This is a genomic window from Rhodococcus sp. WY5 (assembly GCF_018588185.1).
Taxonomy (GTDB): Bacteria; Actinomycetota; Actinomycetes; order Mycobacteriales; family Mycobacteriaceae; genus Rhodococcus_F; species Rhodococcus_F qingshengii.
In genome coordinates, this window is record NZ_JAAMPR010000006.1 from 81,079 (window position 1) to 105,678 (window position 24,600).

The following is a 24,600-nucleotide window of genomic DNA, read 5'->3' on the forward strand; positions in this document are numbered from 1 at the left end:
AGGTAGCGACCGTACAAGCTTCCGCGTGCGTGGGAACCGGGCACCTAGTTGTACCTGCGCGCGGCTCTACCGCCTCAAACTCGGCCCCTCATCTAGCAACCCCTGTGCTGCTCGATGATGCGGTCCGTGAAGCACCCGCCTCGCTCCCCCTGCCCGGAGAGCGGGTGGGTGCACCCACCCCGCGCTGTATTCCCTTGTTCGCGAGCGTAGTTCGATGCTCCGCTAGAGCACCCGGTGCCGTCTGTGTGAACATTGCCGTTTCAGGCTTCTTCCGTGTGTGCCCCGTGGGTCATACCAGCATCCCGACGGCTTCAGCATTCTTCCGTCGGTTCTTCGTCGATGAGCAGTCATGACTATGTCTCTCTGCGCTTTCTGGGCATGCCGGATGTCCGACCCAAATACGTGTCCCAGGTGTGCGGTGGCGTTTGGCGACTCCCGCGCACACCTGGGGCCGCTTTCCCTCGGGGGTCGCGCGACCAGCACGACTCTGCTGAATCCCGTGGTGGTTGAGAAGAAGGAACGAGTATCTATGAATTCGACTGACGTACCGGGGAGCCGACTTCGGTTCTCCACTCGTATGCGGCCGGTGACGAGCGCAGCTGTGGCTGCGGTCGTGGCGATGTTTCTGGCAGGTGGTTCACCTGCCTTCGCCGTGGCTGAAACCCCGTCCGTGGACACCAGCGATTGTGGCGATGTCATCCAGCTGGCGGCTCCGGGGACGTGGGAGACGAATGAGGGTGCAGATCGGAAGACAGTGCCGGGGATGCTCGCCCAGATCACCGGTCCGGTAGAGCAGGAATTGTCCTCTGGCGCTTCATCTGTCGTGACCGTGCCTTCCACGAGCACCACGACCACTACCACGAAAGCTTCGCCCACTACCTCCTCGGGTTCCTCATCGACGTCCAAGCCGTCGACCCCGTCTTCGACACCTCGTGCGAAAGCTCGGGAGATCCGGGTTGTGTCCGAACAGATCCCGTACGTCGCGCAGGTCGGGGGCCCCGTCGCTGGAGTGGTGACGGGAAACTCGGTCACTCTCAAGGAGTCTCGCGCTGAAGGTCTAGCAGCTTTGGAGGCTCGCGCCGGACAGCTCGCCAAGGCGTGCCCCTTGTCGAAGTTCGTCATTCTCGGATACTCGCAAGGCGCCGTCATTGCCGGCGACTTCCTGTCCGCAGTCGGAAACCGTCAGGGCGTTGTCGATCCGTCGCGCATCCTGGCGGGTGTCCTGCTCGCCGATCCGTCGCGTTCCCCCTCGACCCCTGATCCCGAAGCGGATGCGGCAACAACGAATCCGGTGAAGCTCGCACCTACGGCTGAGACGATGATCGGCCCCAACGTCACCGGCCAGGGCGTCCTCGGCACCCGCGACAAAGGTATGGGGGTGCTCTCCGAGCGGGTCGCGAGTTTCTGTGCGCCCAACGACTCGATCTGCTCGCTGTCCGGCAAGTCGAAGGCGATCGCCGCGATCGTGCCCTTGCTGAATCTGACACCGGAGGACATCCCCGACTACGCACTCAACAAGGGACTCGAACTGGTCCGCAATGTTGCCTCGGCAAGCCCCGCCGACCTCAAGAAGGCGGCGTCCTCGGTCACCACGCAGCTCACCAGGTTGACGGTTGCTGCCTCCGTAAATCCGGCCACGCTTCCGATGGAGCTGGCTCGGGTGGTGTTCGCCTCCACGATGCTCGACGACGTCGCGAAGGTCGTCAACATGCCCGAATTCGATGCGTTGGTCTCGCTGACGCATCCGGAAGAACTGGTTCAGCAGGCCACAGAAGTTGCCGCGTACCTGTTGCTCGATGCACACCGCTCATACGGCAGCTACACCGTCGACGCAGCGGGCGATTCAGCGACCCAGTGGGCCGTGAAGTGGATTACCGCTAAGGCGCAAGCCGCCTGAACTGGCTTTTCGTCCTTGATCACCTATGGGAGTGGGGGATCAAGGACGACCAGATCGACACATTTTTCGTTCGTTTACTAGCTGGGGAGCTTTCATCATGACCAAGGACAGATCATCTCGCCGGATCGCGGCGATCGCTGGTGCCGTAGCAGCTGCAGTGATCACACCCGCTGCATTCCTATGGCTGACCACTTCCGTCGATCAGGTCGATCAGCGCAGCACCGCTGCCACTCATTCTTCGAATCCGCACGAGTACGCCCCCTGGCTCATCAAAGCCGGAAATGTGTGCCCTGAAATCGATTCCGCGTTGATTACGGCTCAGATTGACACGGATTCCGGGTGGGACCCGAGTGCCCGATCCGTTTCAGGAGCCGAAGGGCTGGCCCAGTTCCTGCCGGAAGCATGGGCGGAGCACGGCGTCGATGCGAACTCCAACGGTGTCAGCTCACCCCTGGACGCGGCAGATGCGATCATGGCGCTCGCTCAATTGGACTGCCGGACAGCGGAACAGGCGAACGCTGATCTGTCAGCGGGTCACATCAAAGGAGAGCTGACGGATATCGTCCTCGCCTCCTACAACTGCGGGTACGGCTGTGTTCTTGCAGCGGGTGGTATCGATCCTGCGAACGCTTCCGGCGGACTCAACCGTGAAAGCGCCGAGTACGTCGCTTCGGTCAAAGCTCGGATGTCCGGGAACTAACTCATGAAGTCCACCGGCACCCTGGTGGCGGCTGTTCTCGCGCTCATTCTCGCGCCGATCATCATGATCGCAGTGCTGCTCGAAGACACCTCGCCGTCATCCGATTTCAGCCAAGGCTCATTGGCCACTGGCACCGTCCCACCCGAATTCGAGGCGTGGGTCATCGAAGCCGGTTCGATGTGCGCGGAAGTCAGCCCTCCACTGATCGCCGCGCAGATCGAACAGGAGTCGGGTTGGAACCCTGCCGCCGTTTCGCCGGCAGGTGCCCAGGGCTTGTCACAGTTCATGCCTTACACGTGGCCGTCCTACGCCATCGATGCCAACCGGAACGGAGTAATTTCGCCGTTCGATCCTCCGGACGCGATCATGGCGCAAGGAAAATTCGACTGCGATACCGCTGAGCAGGCAAAAAGGGACATCGCGTCGGGACGGATCAGCGGTGACCTTACGGACATCATCCTCAACGCCTACAACTGCGGCTACGGCTGTGTGCTCGCCAACGGCGGCCCGAACATCACCAACGGCGAGACCGAAGGTTACGCGCCGGGGGTGAAGGCGAAGCTCGCGAAGTACACCCAGATCGGAAGCGCGGGGGCCAACGGTCCGCAGTTCAAACCTGGTGGCCCCTTCGGGCAGAACGTGATCGCGGCGGCGTTGAAGTGGCAGGGAACGATTTATGCCTGGGGTGGTGGCGACGCGAACGGTCCTACCAAGGGAATCAGTGACGGCGGCGGCCGCGCCGACCAACTCGGTGACTTCAACAAAGTCGGTTTCGACTGCTCAGGACTGACCTTGTACGCGGTGGCGCAAGCATCCGGTGGGCAACTGATCTTGCCGCACTACACCGGTGACACTTCGAACCCCGGGCAGCTGTACGACCCACGCGGACAGGAGATTCCGCTCGATCAGAAGCAGCCGGGAGATCTCATCTATTTCGGTTCCGGGGGCAGTACCCACCACGTCGGAATTTATTACGGCAAGGACGCTTCCGGAGCAGACCAGCTCCTCAACGCACCACAGTCCGGCGAGGTCGTCTCGATCATGCCGCTCTCCGGCTGGGCCGGAGAAGAAATGTACGTACGGAGGTTCGGATGAACACCACACAGCACACGCAACTCTCGACCACAATCATGACTCTGACAGCAGTGGCGGCGATCGGATTGAGCGCAGTCGCGTGCGGGTCCACTTCGCCCTCACCCACCGATGTCGCCACACCCTCGACGTCGACGCCCTTCACGACGCCGACCGCAACGACTTCCCGAGTCCCCGCGACTCCACCGGTCATCCCGCAACCTGCTCCCACAGCGCTGCCCCCATTGGCGCCGTTCGATAGTGAGAATCCCGACGAGGTCGCTGCTGCAGTAGCCCAGGTCTGGTACAGCTGGGACACCACCGTGGATTTGAGTGCCTACGACGCCCGCGTGCGGGCGGTACCTCTTCTGGAATCCGATCTCGGGCACTCGATTCTGAACTTCCCGCCGGTCAGTGGTCCCGGTTCCGACTGGCTGGAACTGACCGCGCAGAACGCGGTCCTCACAGTCGGTGACGGCGATGTTCGGGCCGCATCCGAAACCGGAGCCCCGCCGGATACGGCCACCTCGGCATATCGGTTGCTCACCGTCACGCAGAAGGTCGCAACCGCGCAGGGTCCGCTACCTGATCGCAGCATCGTCGTCTCGATGGTCTTGAGCCATTCGCCCGGAGGGTGGCTGGTCTCGAAGGTGGTGCCGCGATGAACGCCGCCACCGTGCGTCAACCCGTCATCGGCGGTATCGGCGGGGGAGTCGGAACATCGATGATCGCCACCCTGATCGGTGGCCTCGATGTCGGCGTCGTCGCCGGCGACGGCTCACAGGTCGTCGACGTTCTGGTCACCGAGTCGACCGCTTCGGCAGTACGGGCGGCAATCGGCGCAGCGATGGCGATGCCGGTACGCCCGGTCCTGGTCGTCGTGGCGCATTCGCCCGAAGGATGGTCCCCGCCGGTCCGCCAACGTCTGAAGATGTGCGAGCCGAACCTCCCAGGCGTGGCCCGCGTCAGCTGGATCAGCGCCCTCGCCGGATGCGACGACCCGTGGAGCTACGTAGTCGAGCACGTATTCGCACAGAAACCCCTGAAATGGGCGCTGACCACCCGCAAGGAACGCGGTGTGATCCTCGACGCGGTCACGCCACTGGTCTCTCGCCCTGCCCCGTTCGAATCGTACGAACGCTCAGACAGTGAAATCGCCGCTGATCTCGATACCCACGCGAGCGTTCCGGCTTCCGGCCGCGAGCAGGGCAACGATCCACCCCACGCCCGTGTGTCGTAGCCCGCCCCACCCCGCCTGTCCGCGCCTCATCTCCTTCTCACACAAGAAAGGCAACCACCGATGATGATCTACCTCGCACAACACACGGTCGACGTCCTGGCCCAGATCGACGTTCCCGACCCGCCGCCGAAGCCGCTTCCCGGCAAGCTCGGGGACCGCGGAAACGATCTGATCGGATACGCGAAGACCGGTTTCATGATCTTGGCGATGCTCGGTTTCCTTGCCTGCGCCGGCCTCGCGGTCGTCGGCATCAAGGGCCGGTCGGAAGTCGCGAAAGCCGCTCTCGGACACCTGCCATGGGCGTTGTTCGCAGTCGTTCTCGGCGGCGGCGCAGCCGGTCTGATCCAGGCGTTCCAGTGACCATGCGGAGACGACGATGCTACTCAGCGGTGCTGACGATGATTGCCGCCGGTGGTCTCGTCGTCTCCGCAGCACCCGCCCACGCAACGCCGGTTCCGCAGCACGCCGTGGTGCTGCATCAGCAGCCTGCGCCGACCACGGAGGCTGACCCCAGCGAGGATGCGGGGACCGGGGGAGTGCGCTGGGACGAATTCGGCGGTACCTCCGACGAAGCACCCCAGGATCTCGATTCGTTCATCGACACCACCCTCGGGTGGCTCAAAACCCTCACCGGGTACGCCGGAGTCCTCGGTGTTCTGATCGTCGCGGCCCTGATGGTGATCGGTATCAAAGGCCGCTCCGAAGCGGCGAAGAAGGCCGTGGACGGGCTCCCTGCAGTTGTCGTCGCGACCATCATTTCCGGGGCGGCGTACACGTTCATTCGACTGTTCACCGGCTGAGAAAGAAGAAACCATATGCCTTTGACCACAAAGCAATTCGCCCCGAAGAAGTCCTGGCGTGAGCCAGCGATGATCGCCGCCGGCGTCGTCGCAGTCCTGGTGGTGATATTCGTAATGGCGAGCGCCTGCGGTGGGGACAACCCACCACCACCAGTGGCGGCACAGGGCGGTGACACGGCCGAGACCGCTTCCTCCGGAGCAGCGACGTCGCCGGCCTCGACGGCCGCGAAGGGTTCTCTGGTTCCTCAGGTTCCGGAACCAGCCCGCTGGTCTTCCGATGCGGATTGGCTCACCCGGCCGCCGCAAGGAATTTCGTGGCAGCGGGTCGACGGTGTCCCGTTGCCGTTCAGCGCGTCGGACGGGCCAACCGACATCTCCGGCGCTCTTGCATCCGGGTACACCCACACCCCGCAAGGCGCGGCCGTCGCCGCCCTGCAGATTTCGATGCGTCTGATCTTCTCACCCGATTTCGCGGCTGTGGTCGATCAGCAGACGTCGGTCAGCGAGGACGAACGCCGCCAACTGCTCACCGCACGCAGCGCTCAACCGAGTATCGATGCAGACGCGGTGGGCACCTCCACCTTGCAACCTGCGGCGTTCAAAGTCGGTGGCTACTCCGACGCTGCCGCAACCATCTATTTCGCGTATCCCACACAGACCGGCAGCTACCGGATCGCCCGCACGGCGGTGGAGTGGTCCGGCGGGGACTGGAAGTACACCGGCCGCATGTCCAGCAGCGCGCCGGAGCTTCCCGACACCACCGACCTCTCCACATTCACCCGCCTCTAACCCGTCTCCCTCGCCGACTCAGGAGTTGACGTACCGATGTCATTGACCACCAACCAATTCAACGCCTCCCGGCGTCCCCGTTGGGTGCTGCCCGTGATCGTCGGTACCGCCGTGATCGCAGTGCTCGCGCTGATCACGATCCTGATCGCGCGTCCCGACCCCGTGAGTGCCCCGACCCCGCCCCCCCGCGGTGAAGTGACCGGGCCGGACACGAACGCACTTCCCGGCAAGCTCGAGTGGAAGCTGATCGACGGCGTGCGTTTGCCGTTCTCCAAGGTCGACGGCCCAGCCCGCGTCTCCGGCCCCATCGCTTCCGGATACAGCCACACCCCCCAAGGCGCGGTCGTCGCGGCCTGGCAGATCTCGACGCGGTTGGCGGCGAGTGCCGACTACGAGCAAGTCATGGCGGCGCAGGTTCGAGGCACGGAAGCGGATCGGACACAGGTCCGCCAAGAGGTGGCCCGCGTCCGAAACCTCACTGCCGATCAGTTCTCGCAACGGTTCACCGCGCCAGCGGGATTCCAGATCGTCCACTACTCCGATGTTTTCGTGCAGATGTACTTCGCGACCCAAAGCCCCACCGGCGGTTACGACTTCACAGCCCGAGCGGTCCTCTGGGACGGCAAGGACTGGCAGTACCAACTTGTCAGCGGCCTTCCCTCGCTCCCCAATTCCACTTCCATTGCCGACTTCACCGTCTTCTGAGGACTGTCGATGAACCTTTCACCTTCGCCCCGTCGCTACCTCACTCGCCTCGTGCTGTTGATGTTCTCGGTGTTCGCTTTGCTGGCACTGTCTACGCCGATCGCCTCCGCGCAAGAGGCCGATCCGGCAACGCCACCCACCAGCTACGAAGAACTCACGGCCGAACAGAAGACCTGGCGTGACCCCAAGGGCGTCATCTCGTGCAAAGAGCACCCGGAGTTCCCCACCTGCGCAGAGAACCCCGCCATGTCGTACACCTACCCAGAGGACAACACCGCCTTCACGGCGCGCCTCGACGGTGAAAGCGACGTCAACACCACTATCGACATCGCTGGAACACCAGGCCGCATGCTGGACAAGGCCGCCGACTCTGCGTTCGGCAATGCCGCCGAATCGGTAGGAACCTTCGCCGGAGATTTCCTCGTCGAATCGATGACCTGGTGGATCAAAACCGAGTCGATCGACATCAGCTACGCGAACGTGCTCGCAGGAAAAGCGCCGGTGCAGAAGGTCATCGGATTCATCATGATGGCGGGCATCTTGTCGATGGCGATCGTGATGATGATCTCGCGCCGCACCGAACCCGCCGCCGACATCCTCGTCGGCGGAGTCAAATACATTTTGATCTCCTCACTGTCGATGGTGGTGCTCTCCGGCGCACTGCACGCCGGAGACGACTTCGCGAAACAGATGGTCGAGGACGGCGCCAACGAATTCGGCCAACGCATCAAATTGATGCTCGGCACCTCCGTCATCGGCAACCCCGGTGGTGTTCTGTTCCTCGGGCTCCTCGCTGCCCTGCTCTCGTTCATCCAGTGGGTGATGGGCTTCATCCGGCAAGCCGGAATCGTAGTGCTCTACGCGCTGATCCTCTTCGCCGCGGCCGGACAGTTGACCACCTGGGGCAAGCAGTGGTTCCCCCGAATTGCCGGCGCGTGTATCGCGTTGGTGCTTTTCAAGCCGATCGCCGCGATGTGCTACTCGATCGGCTTCAAACTCATCGGCACCGACCAGTCCATGTCCACCCTGGTCACCGGGCTGATGGTGATCGCTCTGACCGTCATCGCCCTGCCGTCGATGATGGCGTTCTTCTCCTTCACCGGAGCAAAAGTGGCCGGAGGTCCGGGGGCCGGCGCAGTGCTCGCTGGCGGAATTGCCGGAGGTTTGGGAGCTGCCGCACTGGCCAACAACATGGGTGGAGGAGGGGGCTCGGGAAAGTCCGGCGGTGACGAGCAGTCCAGCTTCATGGACGCTACCGGCCCCGATTCCTCTTCTGCCGAAGTCGATCCCAGCCCCGGAAACAGCGGCGGTCTCAGTGAAGCGCCCGCCGAGAAGGGTGCCACTGGTTCCGGTTCGGATGCCGGTAGCGGAACCGGAGCCGGAGCCGACACCTCCGGCGGGGAACAGGACGCCGATCTCGGACCCGGAACCACGGAGAACCCGGACGCCAGCGGGCCGCAAACCCCCTCCGATCCCGGCTCGATCGGCCCGGATCTAGGCGGTGCAGCAGGGGCCGGAGAGGGCGCGGCCGCGGCCGGTGGAGCCGGGGCAGCCGCCGCGACGGGCGGTGCGACGTTAGCAGCGGGAGCAGCTCTCAAAGCGGTCGACGGAGCTCTCGACGCCGTCGAAGGTGCCGCCTCGGAAATGTCTCAAGACACGGGGCCGGATATGCAGTAACTCCCCGATACGCCCGCCCCACAAGCTCTTTCCGCTCCAACGAAGCCGACATCGGCTTCCCCTCATCTCTATCGAACGGAGAACATCATGGCACCAGGATTCGGCGGATACCGTCCCATCAGGGGGTACGGAGTCGGCAAGATCGGTGGCGCAGGCACAGCGATCATCGTCGCCACAGTCATGGCGATCGCAATCAGCTCACAATTCTCACTGATGCTGATGGTCTGGCTCATTCTTCTCGCGGTGCCGGTCCTGGCACTGACGGTGGTGCCGTTCGGTGGATCCGAACGCACTGCCGTCGGGCATCTGGCGTGGGAATGGAAGAGCTGGCGCGGGAACGCCACCAATACCGACGCTTTCTCCTCCGACGTGCTGACCGAGGTTCCGGGAAACGATCATCTGCCTGGAGTTCTCGCACCGCTGCAGCCGGTCACCGTCGACGACGGGTTGGGTGGCAAACAGTGCTTGGTCTGGAACCGCCGCACGGGAATCGTGTCCGCGTTCTTGCGGGTTTCACCGGTCGGAATCACTCTCGCCGACGAAGCTGATGCGATCGCTTGGATGAACGGATACGGCGCCTGGCTCGCTGACCTGGGATACCGGCCGATGATCTCTTCGATCGTCTTCACTGTCGAATCCTCCCCGACCGGCGGGGTGAACCAGCGCGAGTACGTCCTCGACCGCATCGAGGACGACGCCCCCGAGGTCGCGACCCGCATCATGCGCAACCTGGCCTTGGCATCACGGTCCTCGACCGCCGACGTGAGCACCGTGGTCACGATCAACTTCGACCTCTCCAAAGCGAGCACGGAACCGCAGACACTTCTCGAAGGTGCCGCCGAAGTGGTGCGCTGGCTCCCCGGCATCGAGTCCTCACTGGCTGCATCCGGGGCAACGGTCACCGGCAGGGCCACGACGCCGTTCCTGATCCGCCGTATCCGCGCCGCATTCGACCCCGCCATCCGGATGTTCCTCGCTGAAGGTGACAGCGAAGAGGACGAGTTGATCGCGTGGCGCGATGCGGGACCGATTCGCACCGACGGCAACAAGAAGACCGACGTCTACAAGCACGACTCCGGATATTCGGTGTCATGGGTGCTGCGCTCGGTCCCCAATGGCATTGTCCGCCAGAATGTTCTGCTTCCCCTCGTCTCCCCGGGCAAGTACTACCGCCGCTTCTCGATGGTGTATCGCCCGTTCAGCGCAGCGCAGGCATCGGAAATCGTGGAGAAGGAAATCGCCGGTGGAACGTTGCGCCGAATCTTCAACTCCAAGACGAAAAAGGACGAGACACAGCGCGATCACGACGACCGTGTCCGCAGCCGCAAGGCAGCTCAGGAAGAATCCCTCGGCGCAGGTCTCGGGCAATTCACGATGTACGTCACCACCACAGTCCGCAACGAGGCCACCCTCGCAGCGGCATGCGCTGACGTCGAAGAACGGTGCGGCAACACCAAATTCCGGTTCCGCCGAGCGCGCGGCGCACAGGAAGCGACGTTCGCGGCGTCCCTCGGTCTCGGTATCGATCCGACATCCGCGCTGAGCCGCAACGCGAACACGAGATGGCTCGGGTAGAGCCTTCTCGCCCTGCGCCTCGGCACGCGAAATCGAACGCTCACACCTCCGAAACCTCACTCCTCGAAGGACACGACATGACACACCCTCTCGAACACCTCGGCTCGGCCAGGGCGCTGGGAGTTACGCGATGAGTATCGGCCTCGAAGATCGTGAGGTGCGCGAGCACCAGCGCACCGCCGCTCAGGCCGGTGTGGCGGAGCGTTGGCTCGCCAAGCTCGGTATCGTCCCGGCGTGGCGTAAGGAGGAGATCGAGGCCCAGTCCTTCGATCCCGACGCTCCCGCCTATACCCATTCCAATCCGTTCATGCCGTTCACCGAACTGGGTCCGGTACCGCCCGCTCGCGGAGACAAGCGCGAGTTCGGCGGCTACGCGCACAACGTCGACGCTGGAAAACTGTTCTCGGGCACCACCGCTCAGGTCAAGGGCATCTATCCGTTCCCTGCGTCATCAGGCGCGCGAGTACGTGGAGTCCCGTTCGGACGGCACCTGCACACGGCGGAACCGATCGGCGTGGACCCCTCTCAGTGGCTCGTCGACGGACTGGTCACCAACACCGGAATCTGGGTCCAGGGGCAACCAGGTGTCGGTAAGTCCACCGCTGCCAAACGCTTGCTGGTGGGGCTGGTCGCCTACGGATTCGCCGGCATCATTCCCGGCGACCTCAAAGACGAGTACAGCGCCATCGTCGACGAAATGGGCGGTGAGGTCTTCAGAATCGGGCGCGGCTTGCACTCGTTGAACCCGCTCGACCTCGGTCCGATGCGTGAAGCGATCATGTCATCGGTCGGAACCAAACGAGATCAGCTGCTCTCCATCTCCCGCGGTCGACGACTGGCTCTGCTCGAATCGCTGGTCACGATCATCGGCGGTGCCGCCCTGACGTCGACCTATCGTCTGCTGTTGGCCACAGCCGTGGACATCGCAGAAGAAAGCCACCACCGCGCAGGTCTTCCCGACCCCACGATCCCCGATGTGGTCGAGGTGATCAAAGCCGGTCCCGACCCGCTGCGCAGAATCATGGTCGCGTACACCGACCTCGAGTACGCCCGCGAAATCCGTGAGTTCGTCAACACCTTGGATTTGCTGGTCAGCGGCCCTATTTCCGGGATGTTCGACCGCCCGTCCTCGTTCGAGGCACGGGCCAGCAGCCCGGCACTCTCGCTCTCGCTCTCCGCAGTCGAGGACGACGAAGACGATGTCGTCGCGGCCGCGATGCTCTGCGCCTGGACGTGGTCGGCCGGCGTCATCGAAGGTCGCCAGGCCGCCGGGTCTCGGCGCAACGTCTTCCAGATCCAGGACGAGTTGTGGCGCTCGCTACGCGCAGCTCCGGGTCTGGTGGAAAAGTCCGACCGCATCACACGCCTGAACCGGCACCGCGGTGTGGTCAGTTTGCAGTCCACTCACTCGATCACCGACCTCGAAGCTCTGCCTACCGAGTCCGACCGCGCCAAAGCCAAAGGCATGGCGGCACGCAACGGCGTCAAACTGCTCGGCGGCATGGACGACGCGGAAGTCGACCGCTTGCACGCGATCACCGCGTTCACCTCCAAAGAACGCGAAATGGTCGTCCGCTGGTCCGCACCCCCGACGTGGGTCCCCGGACAACGACACCCCGGTCGTGGCAAGTACCTCATCAAATCCGGATCCCGGATGGGGTTGCCCGTCAGCGTCACCCTCGACCCGGAAGAAATCGCGCTCTACAACACCGACGGCGCGTTCGATCACATCAAATCCGGTGGCCACCATGCAGCGTAGGAAATCCCACTCCCACAGGAAAGGAATCATCATGAAATCCGTTATCGCACAACATGACAGCGATGCTCGTTCGGTCGCATCGGAGGAACCTGTGAGAGTTCTCGTCGTCAGTGACGATCTGCCCTCGGCCACCGACCTCGCCTCGTCCGATCCGGATCTGTTGTGGAACCCCGACGCCGTCGGCGTCGTCGGGTCCACATGCTCGTGGGATCTGCTCGGCGCGGTCACCGACGCCCCGGCTGCGGACAGAATCACCGAGCATCTGTTGCGCCCGGTCCTCGACAACCGCCTCGCCACGTTCTTCCTCCCTGAGGCATCACTGCTGACCGCGAACATGCTTCTCGCCGCCTCACGCACGGGTCTGCCGTTCGGTGCTGTTCTCGGGTGGGTCGGCTCCGAGAACACCGCCGACGCGGCACACGCGCTGCGTGAAACGGGCGAAATCGACGCCTACGAAGACGTTCTCGCGTTCGATGCGCAGGACGAGCTGACCCAGGGATCGGTGTGGGAGACCATGCAGATGGCGCTGACCCCTTTGGCAACCGACGCGGTGTTCGACGCGCTCTCCCGACCCGGTTCCGGCCGCAGGAACGCACCCGCACCGTTCGGCACACTGCACGGGCCTGCCGGGGCATCATCGTCGGCGGCCGCCACCGTGCACGTGGTGCGCCCGGTCTCGTCGCCGTGGCGCGAAATCACCTCGGCCCTGGTCGAAGAGCTGCGCCTCTGCGCTGCCGAATGCGCCCATCCGACCACGATCGTCGAACTCGGCACCTACGGAAAAGGAGGCCGGCGATGAACCGCGACGCCTACGCCCCGCTCGCGGCCACCGCCGCGCTCCTCGCGTTTCTCGGTGTGGTGCGCCTACGGACGATGTACCGCAACGGAACCCCGATGTGGATGCTGATCGTCATCGTCGTCGCTGTTCTGGTCGTTCTCATCGTATTGGCGGTGCTGGCCCGCAAGTTCTGGCCGCGCAGTAGCGCCCACGCGAAGCTACGTAGTACCGAGAATCTGAGCGACATGATCGGCCGCGACGCAGCAGAGAAGGGCGTCAAACTCCGAGCGTCGATCGGCGGGGTCCCGAACGCGAACGTGCGCAAGCTCGCCAAGTCCGTCGACATGAGGCAACTGGCGTCGGTGATCGGCCGGATCGGCCGGACGATTCTGTACAAGTCGTTCGAGGAATTCACGCTCGTCTTCATGGGACCGCGCTCGAACAAGACCTCCGCTGTCGCTGTTCCCCGCATTCTCTCCGCCCCTGGCGCGGTGGTCAGCACCTCCAACAAACCGGACCTGTGGATTCTGACGTCCGCGCTGCGGGCCGCGCTCGGCCCTGTCTACGCCTTCGACCCCGGCAACATCGCATTTGTCCCGCAGACCTGGTGGTGGAACATTCTCGGCCACGTCCGCAAACTCAAGGATGCCGTCTCCCTCGCGGATACGTTCATGGACGACACCAGCGGGGGTGACAAGTCGAAAGAAGACGCGTTCTTCACCCCGACCGCCCGCAATCTTCTCGCCTGGACGATCCTGGCCGCAGCGATCGAACCCGGATGCACGATGCGTGATGTGCTCATCTGGATCAGCACATTCTCCGACCGGCCGCGAGACATCCTGCGCGCGCACGGGCTCAAACGAATGACTCTCTCGTACACCACCGTTCTCGAACTGCCGAACACCACCAAGGGCGGCGTCTACGGCGGAGCGAACACAGCCTTGGCATGCATTCAGGACGAAGACACGTTGCGCTGGGTCACTCCACCGCAGAGTTGGGAACAGTTCGTCGACGGCGCTGCCGAGATCGAGGAACTGGATCTGTGGTCACTGTTCGCGTTCGAGGAGGGCAACGTCCCCACCCTGTACCTGATGTCGCAGGAAGGCTCCGGCTCAGCTGGCCCGCTTCTCACAGCAATGGTCACTCGGATCTTCGAGATCGGTAACCTCACCTCCTCCGCCCTCGGTGGCCGTGTGGATCCGCCGATCACGATCGTGCTCGACGAGTGCGCCAACATCTGCCGCATCAAACAACTCCCGGAGCTGGCGTCGTGGTTGGGATCGAAGTCGATCAGCGTCGATGCGATCTTCCAGTCCAAAGCCCAGATGCAGGCCGTGTGGGGCCACGACCGCGCCCAGGCCCTGTGGCTCGCTGCCACCGTGAAGATCTGCGGTGCAGGCCTGCAAGACAAGGGATTCGCCGAAGAACTCTCCGGCCTGATCGGTACACACAAGATCACCGAACACTCCTATTCGAGTGGTCGCGGTGGTGGCTCCACCTCCGAACACAAGGTGCGAGAGCCGATCATGCCCCCCGAAGATGTCGCGGCCATCAAAAAGGAGAACGCGCTTCTGATTCGTCCCGGCGCCAAGCCTGTGCTCATGGACCTGATCCCCTGGTACAACGAACCTGATGCCGGCGACATCGCTGCGTTGAGCAAAATCGCCACGACCGAAATGCGCAATGCTGCCATCGCCGAACTCGGCAACGACAATCCTGTTGCACGAGCATTGCATGCAGCCTCCACCAAAGCCGCTGCGCCCGAGCAGGTATGACCGACGTGGACCCTGTCGCCGAACTCGCCGCTGAACTGGTGGCCCTGCGCCGCCAGTTCAGCACCCTGGCCACCAACCAGGAGCGGACCGCCGACACCGCGAACCGCGCGGTCCAAGGACTCGACGACCTCGAAGAGCAACTGACCGTCGCGGCGCAGAAGTTCTCCGACGCCGCCCAGGCCACGCCGGAGGAAGACCCCGCCCCGGCACCACCGCCGGGACCCGAACCCCTCGACGTCGTGGTGCTGTACGCATGGGTCGGCGATCACATCAGCAATTGGGCGCAACGCAAAACCGTCGGCAGCGCGAGCGACGGATTTCACTGGTGCCCGTGGTGGCTCGAACACCCCGAAGCCATCACACGCCTGTGGGCGCTACGCCGAGCGTGGCTCGAGGCTGTCACCGAGCCGGGCGCAGCAATGACCGCATACTTCCGCGACTGCTTCGACCCGACCATGAACGCCCTCTCCTCCGAAACCGGCCCGTTCTACGGCTGTTCGGTCGACCACCACAACAACAGCCCGTTCCTTCCGTCCGCCGACCCACCGTGGAGCGAGAACCCTGCCGGCGGCCCGGAATGAACCCATGACGTGCCGCCGCGCAGGCACACTCCCAGATCGCCCGCCTGCGCGGCGGCTGCCCACGAGGGTGCTGATGTTCCTTCTCCCCAGCGGGGCCATCAGCACCCTCGATCCGAACCCCCTGATGGCATGCCGCAATCGCGCGGCGACCATTCACGGTAGCCAGGTATCGAGTTACTCGATACACTCCACTCATTAGATACACTCGATGTGAGTGAGACGAGGACGGTGCGACACAACGAAAACCGCACAGGCCACGACGACGCAGACCCGCCGGATCGTGGCAGAGCCACCAACACCCTTCCGCTTTGACAGAAAGAAACAGCTCATGCGAACGAAGATGAAAGCCCGCGTCATCGCGGGAGCCACAATGAGCGCAGTCGTGCTCGCTGCCGGCAACGCAGCAGTAGCCAATGCTGCGCCGGAGTTGGACCCCCAGACCCCGGGTCCGTCCAATACGGCGAACCTCGACCCCCAGACACCGACCTCACCCACCCCGGCCGCACCGGCACCGGCACCAGCACCGGCACCTGCTCCGGTCGTAGAAGAACCACCAGCACCTCGACCGTTCTACGTCGAACCTGCTCCGGAGTACAACCCGCAGCAGTGGCGTCCCGCGCCGAGCCAGAACACCCAGTCCACCCCGGTGCAGAACACGGAGTCTGTCCCGGCGCAGAACACCGCTCCGGCAGAACCCGAACAGGGACCCCTGCACTTGCCTGACCCGACTGTCACACCAGTGGTACCGATCCAGGCCGAGGAAGGTTTCATCCGGCTCGGAGACGCGATCGCCAAGCGCCCGTACTGGGTGCCGCCCACCGAGGCCGAGAAGATCAACAATCAGGCATCGGTAGCGACCGCACAGATCGCGACCTTCTACACCAGTACCGGTGTCATCGAGAGTGAGGCCGATCGCAAGGCTGCGTCAACCGTGGCAGCGACAGCGTTGGGCGCGGCCGGGGGCGCCCTGCTAGTCGGCGCGCCGCTGGCAGGGGTAGGAGCTCTCACCGGACTTGCGATCGCAGCACCCTTGGCACCGGTGCTGACTCCCATCGGGTTCCTCCCCGCCGCCGGTGTCGGTGCGGGTATCGGTGCGCTCACACTCGGCGGCGCTGGAGCCGTCGTCGGGGCAGGGCTTGGCGGCGTAACCGGGTTCGCGGCCGCCACCGCGCTCGGTGCAGGTACGAACAACGGCGACATCGAGTTCGAGTTGCCGTTCACCGAAGAACCCGCAGCCGCCCCGGCATCGGCACCGGCACCGATCGTCGTCGACGCACCGGCAATCACCGCAGCCACAGCTCAGACCGTGGCACAGGTGGAATCGGTTCCCGGTGGTACCGAGGTCGTCGAGACCGTCCGCACCGCTGTTGCCGACGTTCCTCCTGCAGCCCAGCAGGCTGCTGGTGATGTTCGTGCGGCCGTTCTCGATCAGCCTGGCGGGGAGCAGATCGTCGCAGCCGCTGACCAGGCTGCTGCCGATGTGAACACCGCACTGGCAGGGGTCAGCACGCCTGTGTTCGATGCACTCGCAGCAGTACAGGCAGGGCTCGTCCCGGCCTGACTTTCACCCTCGCGCCTGGCAGGGGCTTTGCGCTCCTGCCAGGCGCGTTCGACTTTCTAAGGACGTTACTTATGCCCGCGATTGTGGACGTGTATCTCAACGCAGACGGAACTCTCACCCATGACGGACAGCAACTCGACGGGCCGCCTGATGCTGCGCTGCGTCTGATTCTCTCCGAGATCGCCGAGAAGGCTCAGGCCAGCGGTGTCGATACCGTTGTGCGCGTTCACCGGGCGGACGGCGGCGTCAGCACCATCAACGCTTTGCGTGACGGGGGCCTGCGGCGTCCGGTCATCGATCCTGCTGCAGCACAGCGTCGATCCCCCACCTCTGCTTCTCGCTCGCGGTGGACGCAGCACCTCGCATTGCGGAACCGATACGTCGTCGCAGGAGCACTTGCTCTCGCCACCTTCGGCATTGTCGGGGTCGTGATCAGCGGCGGAAACGATACCGCTCCAGCGAGTTCTGCGACGCCGCTACCGAATCTTGCTCGGATTGCACCGGACGGCTGGAGTTCTCACGTGAACTGGGATATCTCCCCCGTCGGTGACTTCGCCCCGGTCACCTCCGGGGACCGGATTCTGTATCTGACACCGCAAGCGACACTCCGGGCGGTCAATGCCAACGGCGGCGCTCTCGTTTGGGAATCGCAACCGCTGACAGCTGCGAGCGCCGCCCCCGTCGTCGGAGGATCCGGGGACAAGGCGATCGTGGCCGCAAAAGCCGGCACGGCGATCGAGGTGCTTCCGCTCGCGGGATCTGGTGCGCACCTGAGTCCCACGTCGATTCCAAGTACCCCGTCCGCGACGTTGACCAGCAACGGCGAAGGAATCCTTGTCACCGATGCAGGTGCTGCCCCGGCGATACTGACCACTGATCGTGCAGTCGCCCCTCTCACCGTCCCGGCGGGCAATGCCGTCTACGAGGTTCTCGACGACGACACTGCCGTGGTATCTCCCGCAGAAGGACCCTGGTCGATCCTGCGCCCTGGTGACCAGCCTCCGGCCACAGTGAGCGTCACCTCTCCGGGTGGAGCGGTGGGTGCGCCCCACGCGGTGTCCTCCGTGCGCGGTGTCGTGGCCGCGTGGTGGAACACCGACAATCCGCAGAATCGGATCGTCGCTTTCCACGATGCCCGCAGCGGAGAAGTTCTCGCCGCGAAGGAAGTACCGGCCGCAGTCACAGACAACCCGCTCCCGACCGTCGTCTCCGAAGACCGTACGTTACTCAGCGCCGGACCCGTCCTCGCGGACTCCAGCACACAGCAAACCGTCTTCGCCCCTGCCTGGAAACCGTCGAATGCCACCTCCGGCAACATCTTCGGGTCACTGGTCACCAGTAGCAGCACCGTGCGTGCGCAGTGGACGGGCCGTGGCGAAGTTGTCTCACTGACCGAAGGCGCAGCCGTTCCCTGGCTGGTGACCGACGATGGTTCCGCAGTCGTCCTCGACCAACTCGGGGACATCACTCGCATCGCGGCCGTCCGCAAGGACGAATCATGAACCTCCCCAACGGATCACCGTCCGCTCTGCCGAACATACAGACCGGTGTGCGCTTGTTGCCGACCCTCCTGACTCTGTCGTCCTGGGCCGGGGGCACGGCGGTCGTCGTACTCTCCGCGACAGTGATCATCAGCGCCTACAGGCACCGGCGCAAGATCGCACCCTGGGTAAGTCGCCCCCGGAACCTGCTGCGTCTGGCCGGCGGGATGCTGGCAGCCGCAGTGTGGATCTGGTTCCTGACCGACATGATCAGCCGTGCACCGGCAACGGCACTCACTCTCCAGCGACAGTGGCCGTTCGGTGTCTTCGCGTTCACCGTCCTCTCAACGGTGGGCGTCGTGTACCTCCTCATCTGTGCAAGCCGGGAACGGGCCGTCGCATGTTTCCCCGGCGTGAGCATGGGCGCCATGACGGAAGCGTCCACCGCGCCGACCACCGACGACACCGCGAACCCGAAGTAGTACCGGTGAACGCTCGCCCTGTCGCCGCCCGTCCGAGTTCGCTGCCCACCACCAGAACATCTTTCGCGCTGATGATGCCCGAAACCTTCGACAAGGAGTTCCGACATGACATCTCGCTTTCGCTCACTGACACACCTCTTCACTCGCACTAAGGCTGAGACCCCCGCCCCCGTCGAGACGTCCTCGCTTCGAGCCCGGGGATTGCACCCGTGGCTGCTTCCACCCGTCAACGTCAACGACGTCCTCCCTTCCACGGCCCCGCCGTTCGTCCAGGCGGTGGCCGGCCAGGCCTTACGCGAACTCCACTCCTCGACCAGATCACTTCCGATACATATTCCGTCCCCTACCTCGTCGGCGACGGCAGTAGGAGCAGCGGGCGGCCCGGCGGTTACGGCCGACTTCGTAGGCGGCAACTACACCGCGGCCATCGAGGCGATGGGCGGGCGGGTCATCAACCTCGGACAGTCCGCAGGCCGACCCCTCGACCCGCTGGCAGAGACGGACCCCGTCCCCTCCGACGATGAACCTTCCTCCGCCCCGGAGACGGACAGATGAACCGACGAGCGGTGGCATGGCCCAGTGCAGCGGCTGCGCCGGTCGCACTGATAGCGGGTTGCTTCGCGGTCCTCCTCGACCAACTCGGCGACGTCACCCGCATTGCCCATCGGTATGCAAAGGACAAGTCGTGAAACACAAGAAGACAGATGTCGGCCAAAAGATAAGGTAGCTAGATGATCTGGATGCTCCGCTCGAAGCCGAGCCGTTACGCACTACGTGTGGATGTTGCCGCTACCTCAGCGACCCTGCGCGAGCAGCTGATCGACGTCCGCGATGTCACAGCGGCCATCGACCCGGAGGATCCACGATGGTCTGCCGTCCGGATGCGAGCAAAAGAAACACGAACACACTTCTTCTCGGCCGCGCTACGTCTTCCCCGCGTGGAACGACAGCTGGCCTTTCAGTGGGAGCATGCAGCGGCTATGACCTACTGGTACATCACGGGAGACAGAGGCTTCGGCCCCCTTGAAGAGCAAGCCGCGAAATTGCTGGCGGCGCTGCCTGATGGCCTCGATGTCACCGCTGCAGAAGAAACGGTCGATGCCATCGGTCACCGCAGTGAGATGGCCATACGCCGTACACCGAAGGTCGGCAGATCCAGGAAAGGACGATCGCCTACGGTGGTCGATCAGAAGGGATTAAGGGACCGTATTGCGAACGACCGTGCAGGATTGGCATTCCAAGACATCTTCGCTCCTCAAACCGCGACAAGTCGGCAGGCCCACCGACACTACTTTCCATGGATTGCCGGGACGCTCGACTATTTGTCAAAACCACGTTCCCGCTTTGAGCTCGAAGCCGTTCTCGCACAGTGGCGAAACGAACGAGAAAAGTACATTGACACCAATCGAGAAGCGACCGACATTGTGATCCGCCCCGACCCCTAGTTTCTCAATGCCTCAGTTCGAGTTGCTCGTTGGCTTGAGAAGTATCAGCGCCGCCAGTCCGCGCGGGCATACCTTTCCGCCTAACGGAGAAGGATGCCCTGACTCGAAGTAGCGGCGCGCGGACTATTGCCAATCCGGGACAGTCAAAGGCTTGTTGCCAGCGATGGTTTCGATTTCAGGCACGAGTTTGATGCTCAGCGGCAGTTTCGTCAGCAACCGCCCGTTGCGAGTGACGACGAATCGAATCAAACCTTCACCTCGAACATCGAATTTGATCCCCCCGGCGAAGGTCACGGGCATCAACCCATGCGGGTGGTGGACGTGACCACTTGGCATCGGCACACCGAATTCGCGGGGGAACTGATAGCTCGTGATACTGGCGATGTCCGTACGGGAGTGCTCGATCTTGACGTCGAATTCCTGCGGAACACCGACGTCGACAGGGGTGAAGTGACAGCGCACTGCGAGATGCACCTCTAATTCGCCGGGCACCTCGGTTACTCCGATCAGTGCAATTCCCAACATGTCAGCATCGAGAACCGCCCCATCTGATGCGGCGTGCGGGGTGAATCCCATTCCGAGGACTGCCCAGTCGACGCGGTCGCTGCGCCCGAACTCGTTGGCGTGCTCCCACTTCGAGCGGAACCACTCGGCCGCGATCTCGACGGTGCGGTCAGGGTTTTCGTCGGTGTCGAAGATCTTCTGCGCCACCGCTTGCACCAGCGCTTCGGACTCGATGTCGGCGACGAACGGCAACTCCATTCCGTTCGCGTCGAGGAAGATCACGGCCGCAAGCCAGGCGGTTCTCTTGTTTCCGTCCGTGAAGTACTGGGTGCTGGCGATCCCGTGCAGATAGGCCGCTGCTTTCGACCACACATCGGGGAAGGTGTCGCGGTCACCGAACCCAGACTGGGGTCGATGTGCGTTCGTCTCCACCCCGGCCATGCTCGAAACACCAACGCCGCCCTCTTGGGCGGCGTTGATGTCGATCAGCTGTTGAACGGTGAGGTAGTGCGTGGCCACTATTTGAGGCGATCGAGCAGTGTCGACCAGCGGCTCATGTGCTTGTCCAGAAGCGCCTGAGCCTGGGCATCGTCGATCGACGGGCCGGCAGCTACTTGTGCGAGCACCTTCTCGTCCTGCGGCTCCCTGTGGCGTACATCTGTCATACCTCCGAGGGTACGTCAGTAGTGCAGCTTTGGTACAGATGTCGTCGCAGAGAGCCTGACCACACGAATCAGCAGGTCAGGAGACACGAACCAGGAGTTAGGAGAGGTCGCAGACCTAACTCTGCGTCGTAGCGGGATGGTCCAATATGTCGGTGACTCGCATCGATGTCCTGCACAGTCCTGCCTCATCGTCTTTGCCACTCGGAGTGGTCGTGTGGCGGTCTGTAGCCGTCCTGTTTGCCGGATTGATGTGCGCGATGGTTCTGACCGGGGCGGGACAGCAACCGGTTAATCCCTGGTTGGCGGCCAGCGCGGTGCCGATCGCCCTGGTGTTCTTGTATCTGGTTCTCCTCCCCGGCGTCACGTTCTTTCCCGAACACCGCCGAGAATTCCTGCATGAGATTCCCCCGCCGGGGATTTTCGCGCTGCCTCGCATCTGGCCTCGTTATCGAGTCGCTCAGGCGGGGGTACTCGGCGTGGGGATTCCGATCGCGCTCACTTACCTGAGCACTACGGTGCTGGATCCGCTACTGCGTGTCGACGGCCATCGTAAGCTCCCCACTGGCGGCCATTTATGGCGCATTTTGTGGCCATGGTTTCTCCCCGCGTACGGCCAGATAGTTCCCCACCTGCTGTGAGTCAGATTCGGTCCCGGCAACGCTGGGTGGATGAAATCGAGCAGGGAGATCATGGAAATTTTGGAGGCGTACGACCTCACGGGTAGTTATCGGGCGGCGGCGGAGCTGGCTGGGTGTGATCACCACACGGTGGCCCGGTATGTGCAGATGCGCGCTGCGGGGCAGCCGCCGGACCGCCGGCGGCATCGAGCGCGGGCGATCGACGACTTTCTGCCGAAGATCGAGGAGTTGGTGGTCCGCTCGCAGGGCAAGGTCCGCGCGGATGTCATCCACGAACGGATCGTCGCGCTGGGGTTCACCGGCGGTGAGCGGACCACGCGCCGGACGGTCGCGGAGGCGAAGGCCCAGTTTCGGGCTGGTCGGCGGCGAGTGTATCGGCCGTGGGTAACCGAACCTGGGCTGTGGTTACAGTACGACTTCGGTGACGGGCCAACGATTTCCGGCCGGAAGACGACGTTGTTCTGCGCATGGTTGGCGTGGTCGCGATTTCGGGTGGTGATCCCGATCTGGGACAAGACATTGCCGACGGTGGCGGCGTGTTTGGATGCGACATTCCGCCGCTTGGGCGGGGTTCCGGTCTATGTCCTCACCGACAACGAGAAGACCGCGACGATCGATCACGTGGCCGGGATCGCGGTCCGCAATCCGGAGATCGTGGAGGTGGCACGGCATTACGGCACGACGCTGCGGACGTGTTTACCTGCTGATCCGGAGTCGAAGGGAGGAAGTGAGGCGACGGTGCGGATCGCCAAAGCCGACCTGTTGCCGAAGGAGGTGAACCTGCGCGAGCAGTATCACTCTTTCGGTGAGCTCGAGTCGGCTTGCCGGCAGTTCTGCACCGACGTCAACACCCGCGTCCACAGCTCTACTCGGCGGCGGCCGGTCGAGCGGCTGGCCGAAGAGTTGCAGCGGCTGCATCCGCTGCCGAAATCTCCGTTCACCGCGGTGTTCGGCACTACCCGGCGGGTGAACTGGGAGTCGACGATCTCGGTGGAAGGGGTGCGGTATTCGGTGCCGCACACGTTGATCGACACTCGGGTCTGGGCCCGCTTCCATGGTGAGGAGCTGATCGTGACCGCCGTCGACAATGATGGCGGTGCAGTCGAAGTCGCGCGGCACCGCCGCGGCCAACCCGGTTCACCGGTCCTCGACAACGACCACTACCCACCCCGCCCAGACCGCGACGCCGCCGACCGGGTGCCCAAGCCTCGTACCGCCGCCGAGCTCGCCTTCCTACAGTTGGGCCAGGGTGCCAACAGCTGGCTGGTCGAGGCTGCCGCCGCGGGAGCGCGCCGCATCAGGGCGAAGATGGCCGAGGCCGTGGACCTTTCGAAGCTGCACTCCCCGGACGCAGTCGACAGAGCGTTGGGGACGGCGGCGATGACCGGCCGGTTCGCCGATCGGGACCTGATCTCGATCCTCGACTACCAAGTCACCCACGAACACGCTGATCCGGTCCGTCGCAGCGAGAACCACACTCTGCAACCGGGCACCGCCGCCTGGTCCACCTTCGGCCAGACACCAGCGCCGGCCAGCCCAGCCACTACTGACGATGAAAGCGATGACGCCTGATGAGCACCCCTTTGCGCACTGTTACCAGCGCTAACGGCGACCCGTTGGCCGAGGCGATCGACCTGACTAAACGCCTGAAACTGCCCCATATCCGCAGGTCCTTGAGCGATATCATCCCGACCGCGAAAGCCCAACGCTGGGACCCCGCCGAAGTCGTGCGGGTTCTCCTCGCTGAGGAAGCCGCCGGCCGGGACCGGGCGAACCTGCACACTCGCCGCAAACGCGCGGGTTTCCCTACCGGCAAGACCTTCGGCGACTGGGACGAAACGAAATCGTCGATTCCCCGCGCCACCCAGGACGCGCTCCGCACCCTGGAGTGGGTCGGGCGGCGTGAATGTTTCTGCGTCTGTGGGCCTTCGGGAACTGGCAAGTCTCACTTCACCGAGGCACTCGGGCAGGCCGCAGTCGAAGCTGGGCTGGCGGTGTCTTGGTTCACCATCGAAGACCTCGGTGCCCTGGTCCGCCGGCACCGTGCCGACGACTCCATCGCCCGAGCCCTGACGAGGATCATCCGCTCCGACCTGATCATCGTCGACGACATCGGTCTGCTCCCGGTCTCTGAAGACGCCGCCGAAGGATTCTATCGCCTCGTCGACGCTGCCTACGAACGCCGAGCGATTGCCGTCTCGAGCAACCTGCACCCCTCCGGCTTCGACGAGATCATGCCCAAAACATTGGCCACCGCCACCGTTGACCGGCTCCTGCACCATGCGCACGTCGTCGTCACCGACGGCGACTCCTTCCGCCTCACCGAAGCCACCACCGGCAAGGGGGTGAAGCCCTTCAGCTAACCCAAATCAGAAAGCGGGTGGGGAAAAACAACTGGCCGCCACCGGGGAGAACCCGTGGCCACCAGCGGGGAGAACTACTGGCCGCCTACGGGGAGAACTTCGTGGCCATTGACA

Annotated in this window: 26 protein-coding genes; 24 read left to right on the top strand and 2 right to left on the bottom strand. The window is 63.8% G+C overall.

Annotated elements, in window-relative coordinates; translation table 11 throughout:
- Nucleotides 1-529: 529 nt before the first annotated feature.
- From G4D79_RS33995 to G4D79_RS34095, 21 genes are all read left to right on the top strand, one after another.
- Nucleotides 530-1,897, top strand: coding sequence for a cutinase family protein (locus tag G4D79_RS33995; RefSeq protein WP_223304643.1), 1,368 nt, complete (start codon nt 530-532; stop codon nt 1,895-1,897).
- 97 nt (nt 1,898-1,994) lie between these two features.
- A complete protein-coding gene (locus G4D79_RS34000; RefSeq protein WP_051649742.1) occupies nt 1,995-2,597 on the top strand; it encodes a lytic transglycosylase domain-containing protein in 603 nt (200 codons plus the stop codon).
- A gap of 3 nt (nt 2,598-2,600) precedes the next feature.
- Nucleotides 2,601-3,692: an NlpC/P60 family protein gene (locus G4D79_RS35180; protein ID WP_054186964.1), complete on the top strand. Its 1,092-nt coding sequence runs from the start codon at nt 2,601-2,603 to the stop codon at nt 3,690-3,692.
- Nucleotides 3,689-4,333 carry a hypothetical protein gene (locus G4D79_RS34010; RefSeq protein ID WP_042925518.1) on the top strand — a complete coding sequence of 215 codons (645 nt, stop codon included), beginning with the start codon at nt 3,689-3,691 and terminating at the stop codon, nt 4,331-4,333. The genes G4D79_RS35180 and G4D79_RS34010 overlap by 4 nt, the downstream gene beginning before the upstream one ends.
- Nucleotides 4,330-4,908 carry a hypothetical protein gene (locus G4D79_RS34015; protein WP_128638054.1) on the top strand — a complete coding sequence of 193 codons (579 nt, stop codon included), beginning with the start codon at nt 4,330-4,332 and terminating at the stop codon, nt 4,906-4,908. The genes G4D79_RS34010 and G4D79_RS34015 overlap by 4 nt, the downstream gene beginning before the upstream one ends.
- Before the next feature lie 60 nt (nt 4,909-4,968).
- Nucleotides 4,969-5,268, top strand: coding sequence for a hypothetical protein (locus G4D79_RS34020; protein ID WP_223304642.1), 300 nt, complete (start codon nt 4,969-4,971; stop codon nt 5,266-5,268).
- A gap of 29 nt (nt 5,269-5,297) precedes the next feature.
- On the top strand, nt 5,298-5,708 hold the full coding sequence (locus G4D79_RS34025; RefSeq protein WP_054186966.1) for a hypothetical protein: 411 nt from the start codon (nt 5,298-5,300) through the stop codon (nt 5,706-5,708).
- Nucleotides 5,709-5,723: 15 nt separating this feature from the next.
- Entirely contained in the window at nt 5,724-6,497 is a 774-nt protein-coding gene (locus tag G4D79_RS34030; RefSeq protein WP_214515017.1) for a hypothetical protein, read from the top strand.
- Between the two features lie 36 nt (nt 6,498-6,533).
- Entirely contained in the window at nt 6,534-7,202 is a 669-nt protein-coding gene (locus tag G4D79_RS34035; RefSeq protein ID WP_075835961.1) for a hypothetical protein, read from the top strand.
- A 9-nt stretch (nt 7,203-7,211) separates the two neighbouring features.
- Nucleotides 7,212-8,879, top strand: coding sequence for a hypothetical protein (locus tag G4D79_RS34040; RefSeq protein WP_143542587.1), 1,668 nt, complete (start codon nt 7,212-7,214; stop codon nt 8,877-8,879).
- Between the two features lie 87 nt (nt 8,880-8,966).
- Entirely contained in the window at nt 8,967-10,454 is a 1,488-nt protein-coding gene (locus G4D79_RS34045; protein ID WP_054186969.1) for an SCO6880 family protein, read from the top strand.
- A gap of 130 nt (nt 10,455-10,584) precedes the next feature.
- Entirely contained in the window at nt 10,585-12,213 is a 1,629-nt protein-coding gene (locus tag G4D79_RS34050) for a hypothetical protein (RefSeq protein WP_051649738.1), read from the top strand.
- 31 nt (nt 12,214-12,244) lie between these two features.
- On the top strand, nt 12,245-13,012 hold the full coding sequence (locus G4D79_RS34055) for a hypothetical protein (RefSeq protein ID WP_128638051.1): 768 nt from the start codon (nt 12,245-12,247) through the stop codon (nt 13,010-13,012).
- Nucleotides 13,009-14,766, top strand: a complete 1,758-nt coding sequence (locus G4D79_RS34060; RefSeq protein WP_042925504.1) for a type IV secretory system conjugative DNA transfer family protein — start codon at nt 13,009-13,011, stop codon at nt 14,764-14,766. Before G4D79_RS34055 ends, G4D79_RS34060 begins: the two co-directional genes overlap by 4 nt.
- Nucleotides 14,763-15,347, top strand: a complete 585-nt coding sequence (locus tag G4D79_RS34065; protein ID WP_054186971.1) for a DUF4913 domain-containing protein — start codon at nt 14,763-14,765, stop codon at nt 15,345-15,347. Before G4D79_RS34060 ends, G4D79_RS34065 begins: the two co-directional genes overlap by 4 nt.
- Before the next feature lie 328 nt (nt 15,348-15,675).
- Nucleotides 15,676-16,908, top strand: a complete 1,233-nt coding sequence (locus G4D79_RS34070; protein WP_054186972.1) for a hypothetical protein — start codon at nt 15,676-15,678, stop codon at nt 16,906-16,908.
- A 71-nt stretch (nt 16,909-16,979) separates the two neighbouring features.
- A complete protein-coding gene (locus G4D79_RS34075) occupies nt 16,980-18,410 on the top strand; it encodes a hypothetical protein (protein ID WP_054186973.1) in 1,431 nt (476 codons plus the stop codon).
- Nucleotides 18,407-18,871, top strand: coding sequence for a hypothetical protein (locus G4D79_RS34080; RefSeq protein WP_075835959.1), 465 nt, complete (start codon nt 18,407-18,409; stop codon nt 18,869-18,871). The genes G4D79_RS34075 and G4D79_RS34080 overlap by 4 nt, the downstream gene beginning before the upstream one ends.
- Nucleotides 18,872-18,976: 105 nt before the next feature.
- Complete coding sequence (locus G4D79_RS34085) at nt 18,977-19,426, top strand: hypothetical protein (protein WP_054186975.1); 450 nt, start codon at nt 18,977-18,979, stop codon at nt 19,424-19,426.
- Nucleotides 19,423-19,560 carry a hypothetical protein gene (locus tag G4D79_RS34090; RefSeq protein ID WP_157092610.1) on the top strand — a complete coding sequence of 46 codons (138 nt, stop codon included), beginning with the start codon at nt 19,423-19,425 and terminating at the stop codon, nt 19,558-19,560. The genes G4D79_RS34085 and G4D79_RS34090 overlap by 4 nt, the downstream gene beginning before the upstream one ends.
- 42 nt (nt 19,561-19,602) lie before the next feature.
- Entirely contained in the window at nt 19,603-20,316 is a 714-nt protein-coding gene (locus G4D79_RS34095) for a hypothetical protein (protein ID WP_054186976.1), read from the top strand.
- A 123-nt stretch (nt 20,317-20,439) separates the two neighbouring features.
- Here G4D79_RS34095 and G4D79_RS34100 read toward each other — a convergent pair whose 3' ends face one another.
- Together G4D79_RS34100 and G4D79_RS34105 are read right to left on the bottom strand one after the other, a co-directional pair.
- The gene (locus G4D79_RS34100) at nt 20,440-21,339 is read right to left on the bottom strand and encodes a type II toxin-antitoxin system death-on-curing family toxin (protein ID WP_054186977.1); all 900 of its coding nucleotides are present in this window, start codon (nt 21,337-21,339) and stop codon (nt 20,440-20,442) included.
- The gene (locus tag G4D79_RS34105; protein WP_157092611.1) at nt 21,339-21,485 is read right to left on the bottom strand and encodes a hypothetical protein; all 147 of its coding nucleotides are present in this window, start codon (nt 21,483-21,485) and stop codon (nt 21,339-21,341) included. The genes G4D79_RS34100 and G4D79_RS34105 overlap by 1 nt, the downstream gene beginning before the upstream one ends.
- 152 nt (nt 21,486-21,637) lie before the next feature.
- Between G4D79_RS34105 and G4D79_RS34110 the strand changes: the two genes are divergently transcribed.
- From G4D79_RS34110 to istB, 3 genes are read left to right on the top strand one after another with little or no spacing between them, the layout of a single operon-like run.
- Complete coding sequence (locus G4D79_RS34110) at nt 21,638-22,123, top strand: hypothetical protein (protein WP_214515018.1); 486 nt, start codon at nt 21,638-21,640, stop codon at nt 22,121-22,123.
- 30 nt (nt 22,124-22,153) lie between these two features.
- The gene (gene istA / locus G4D79_RS34115; RefSeq protein WP_030538069.1) at nt 22,154-23,695 is read left to right on the top strand and encodes an IS21-like element IS1415 family transposase; all 1,542 of its coding nucleotides are present in this window, start codon (nt 22,154-22,156) and stop codon (nt 23,693-23,695) included.
- Nucleotides 23,695-24,486: an IS21-like element IS1415 family helper ATPase IstB gene (istB, locus tag G4D79_RS34120; protein ID WP_003944771.1), complete on the top strand. Its 792-nt coding sequence runs from the start codon at nt 23,695-23,697 to the stop codon at nt 24,484-24,486. The genes istA and istB overlap by 1 nt, the downstream gene beginning before the upstream one ends.
- Nucleotides 24,487-24,600 lie beyond the last annotated feature (114 nt).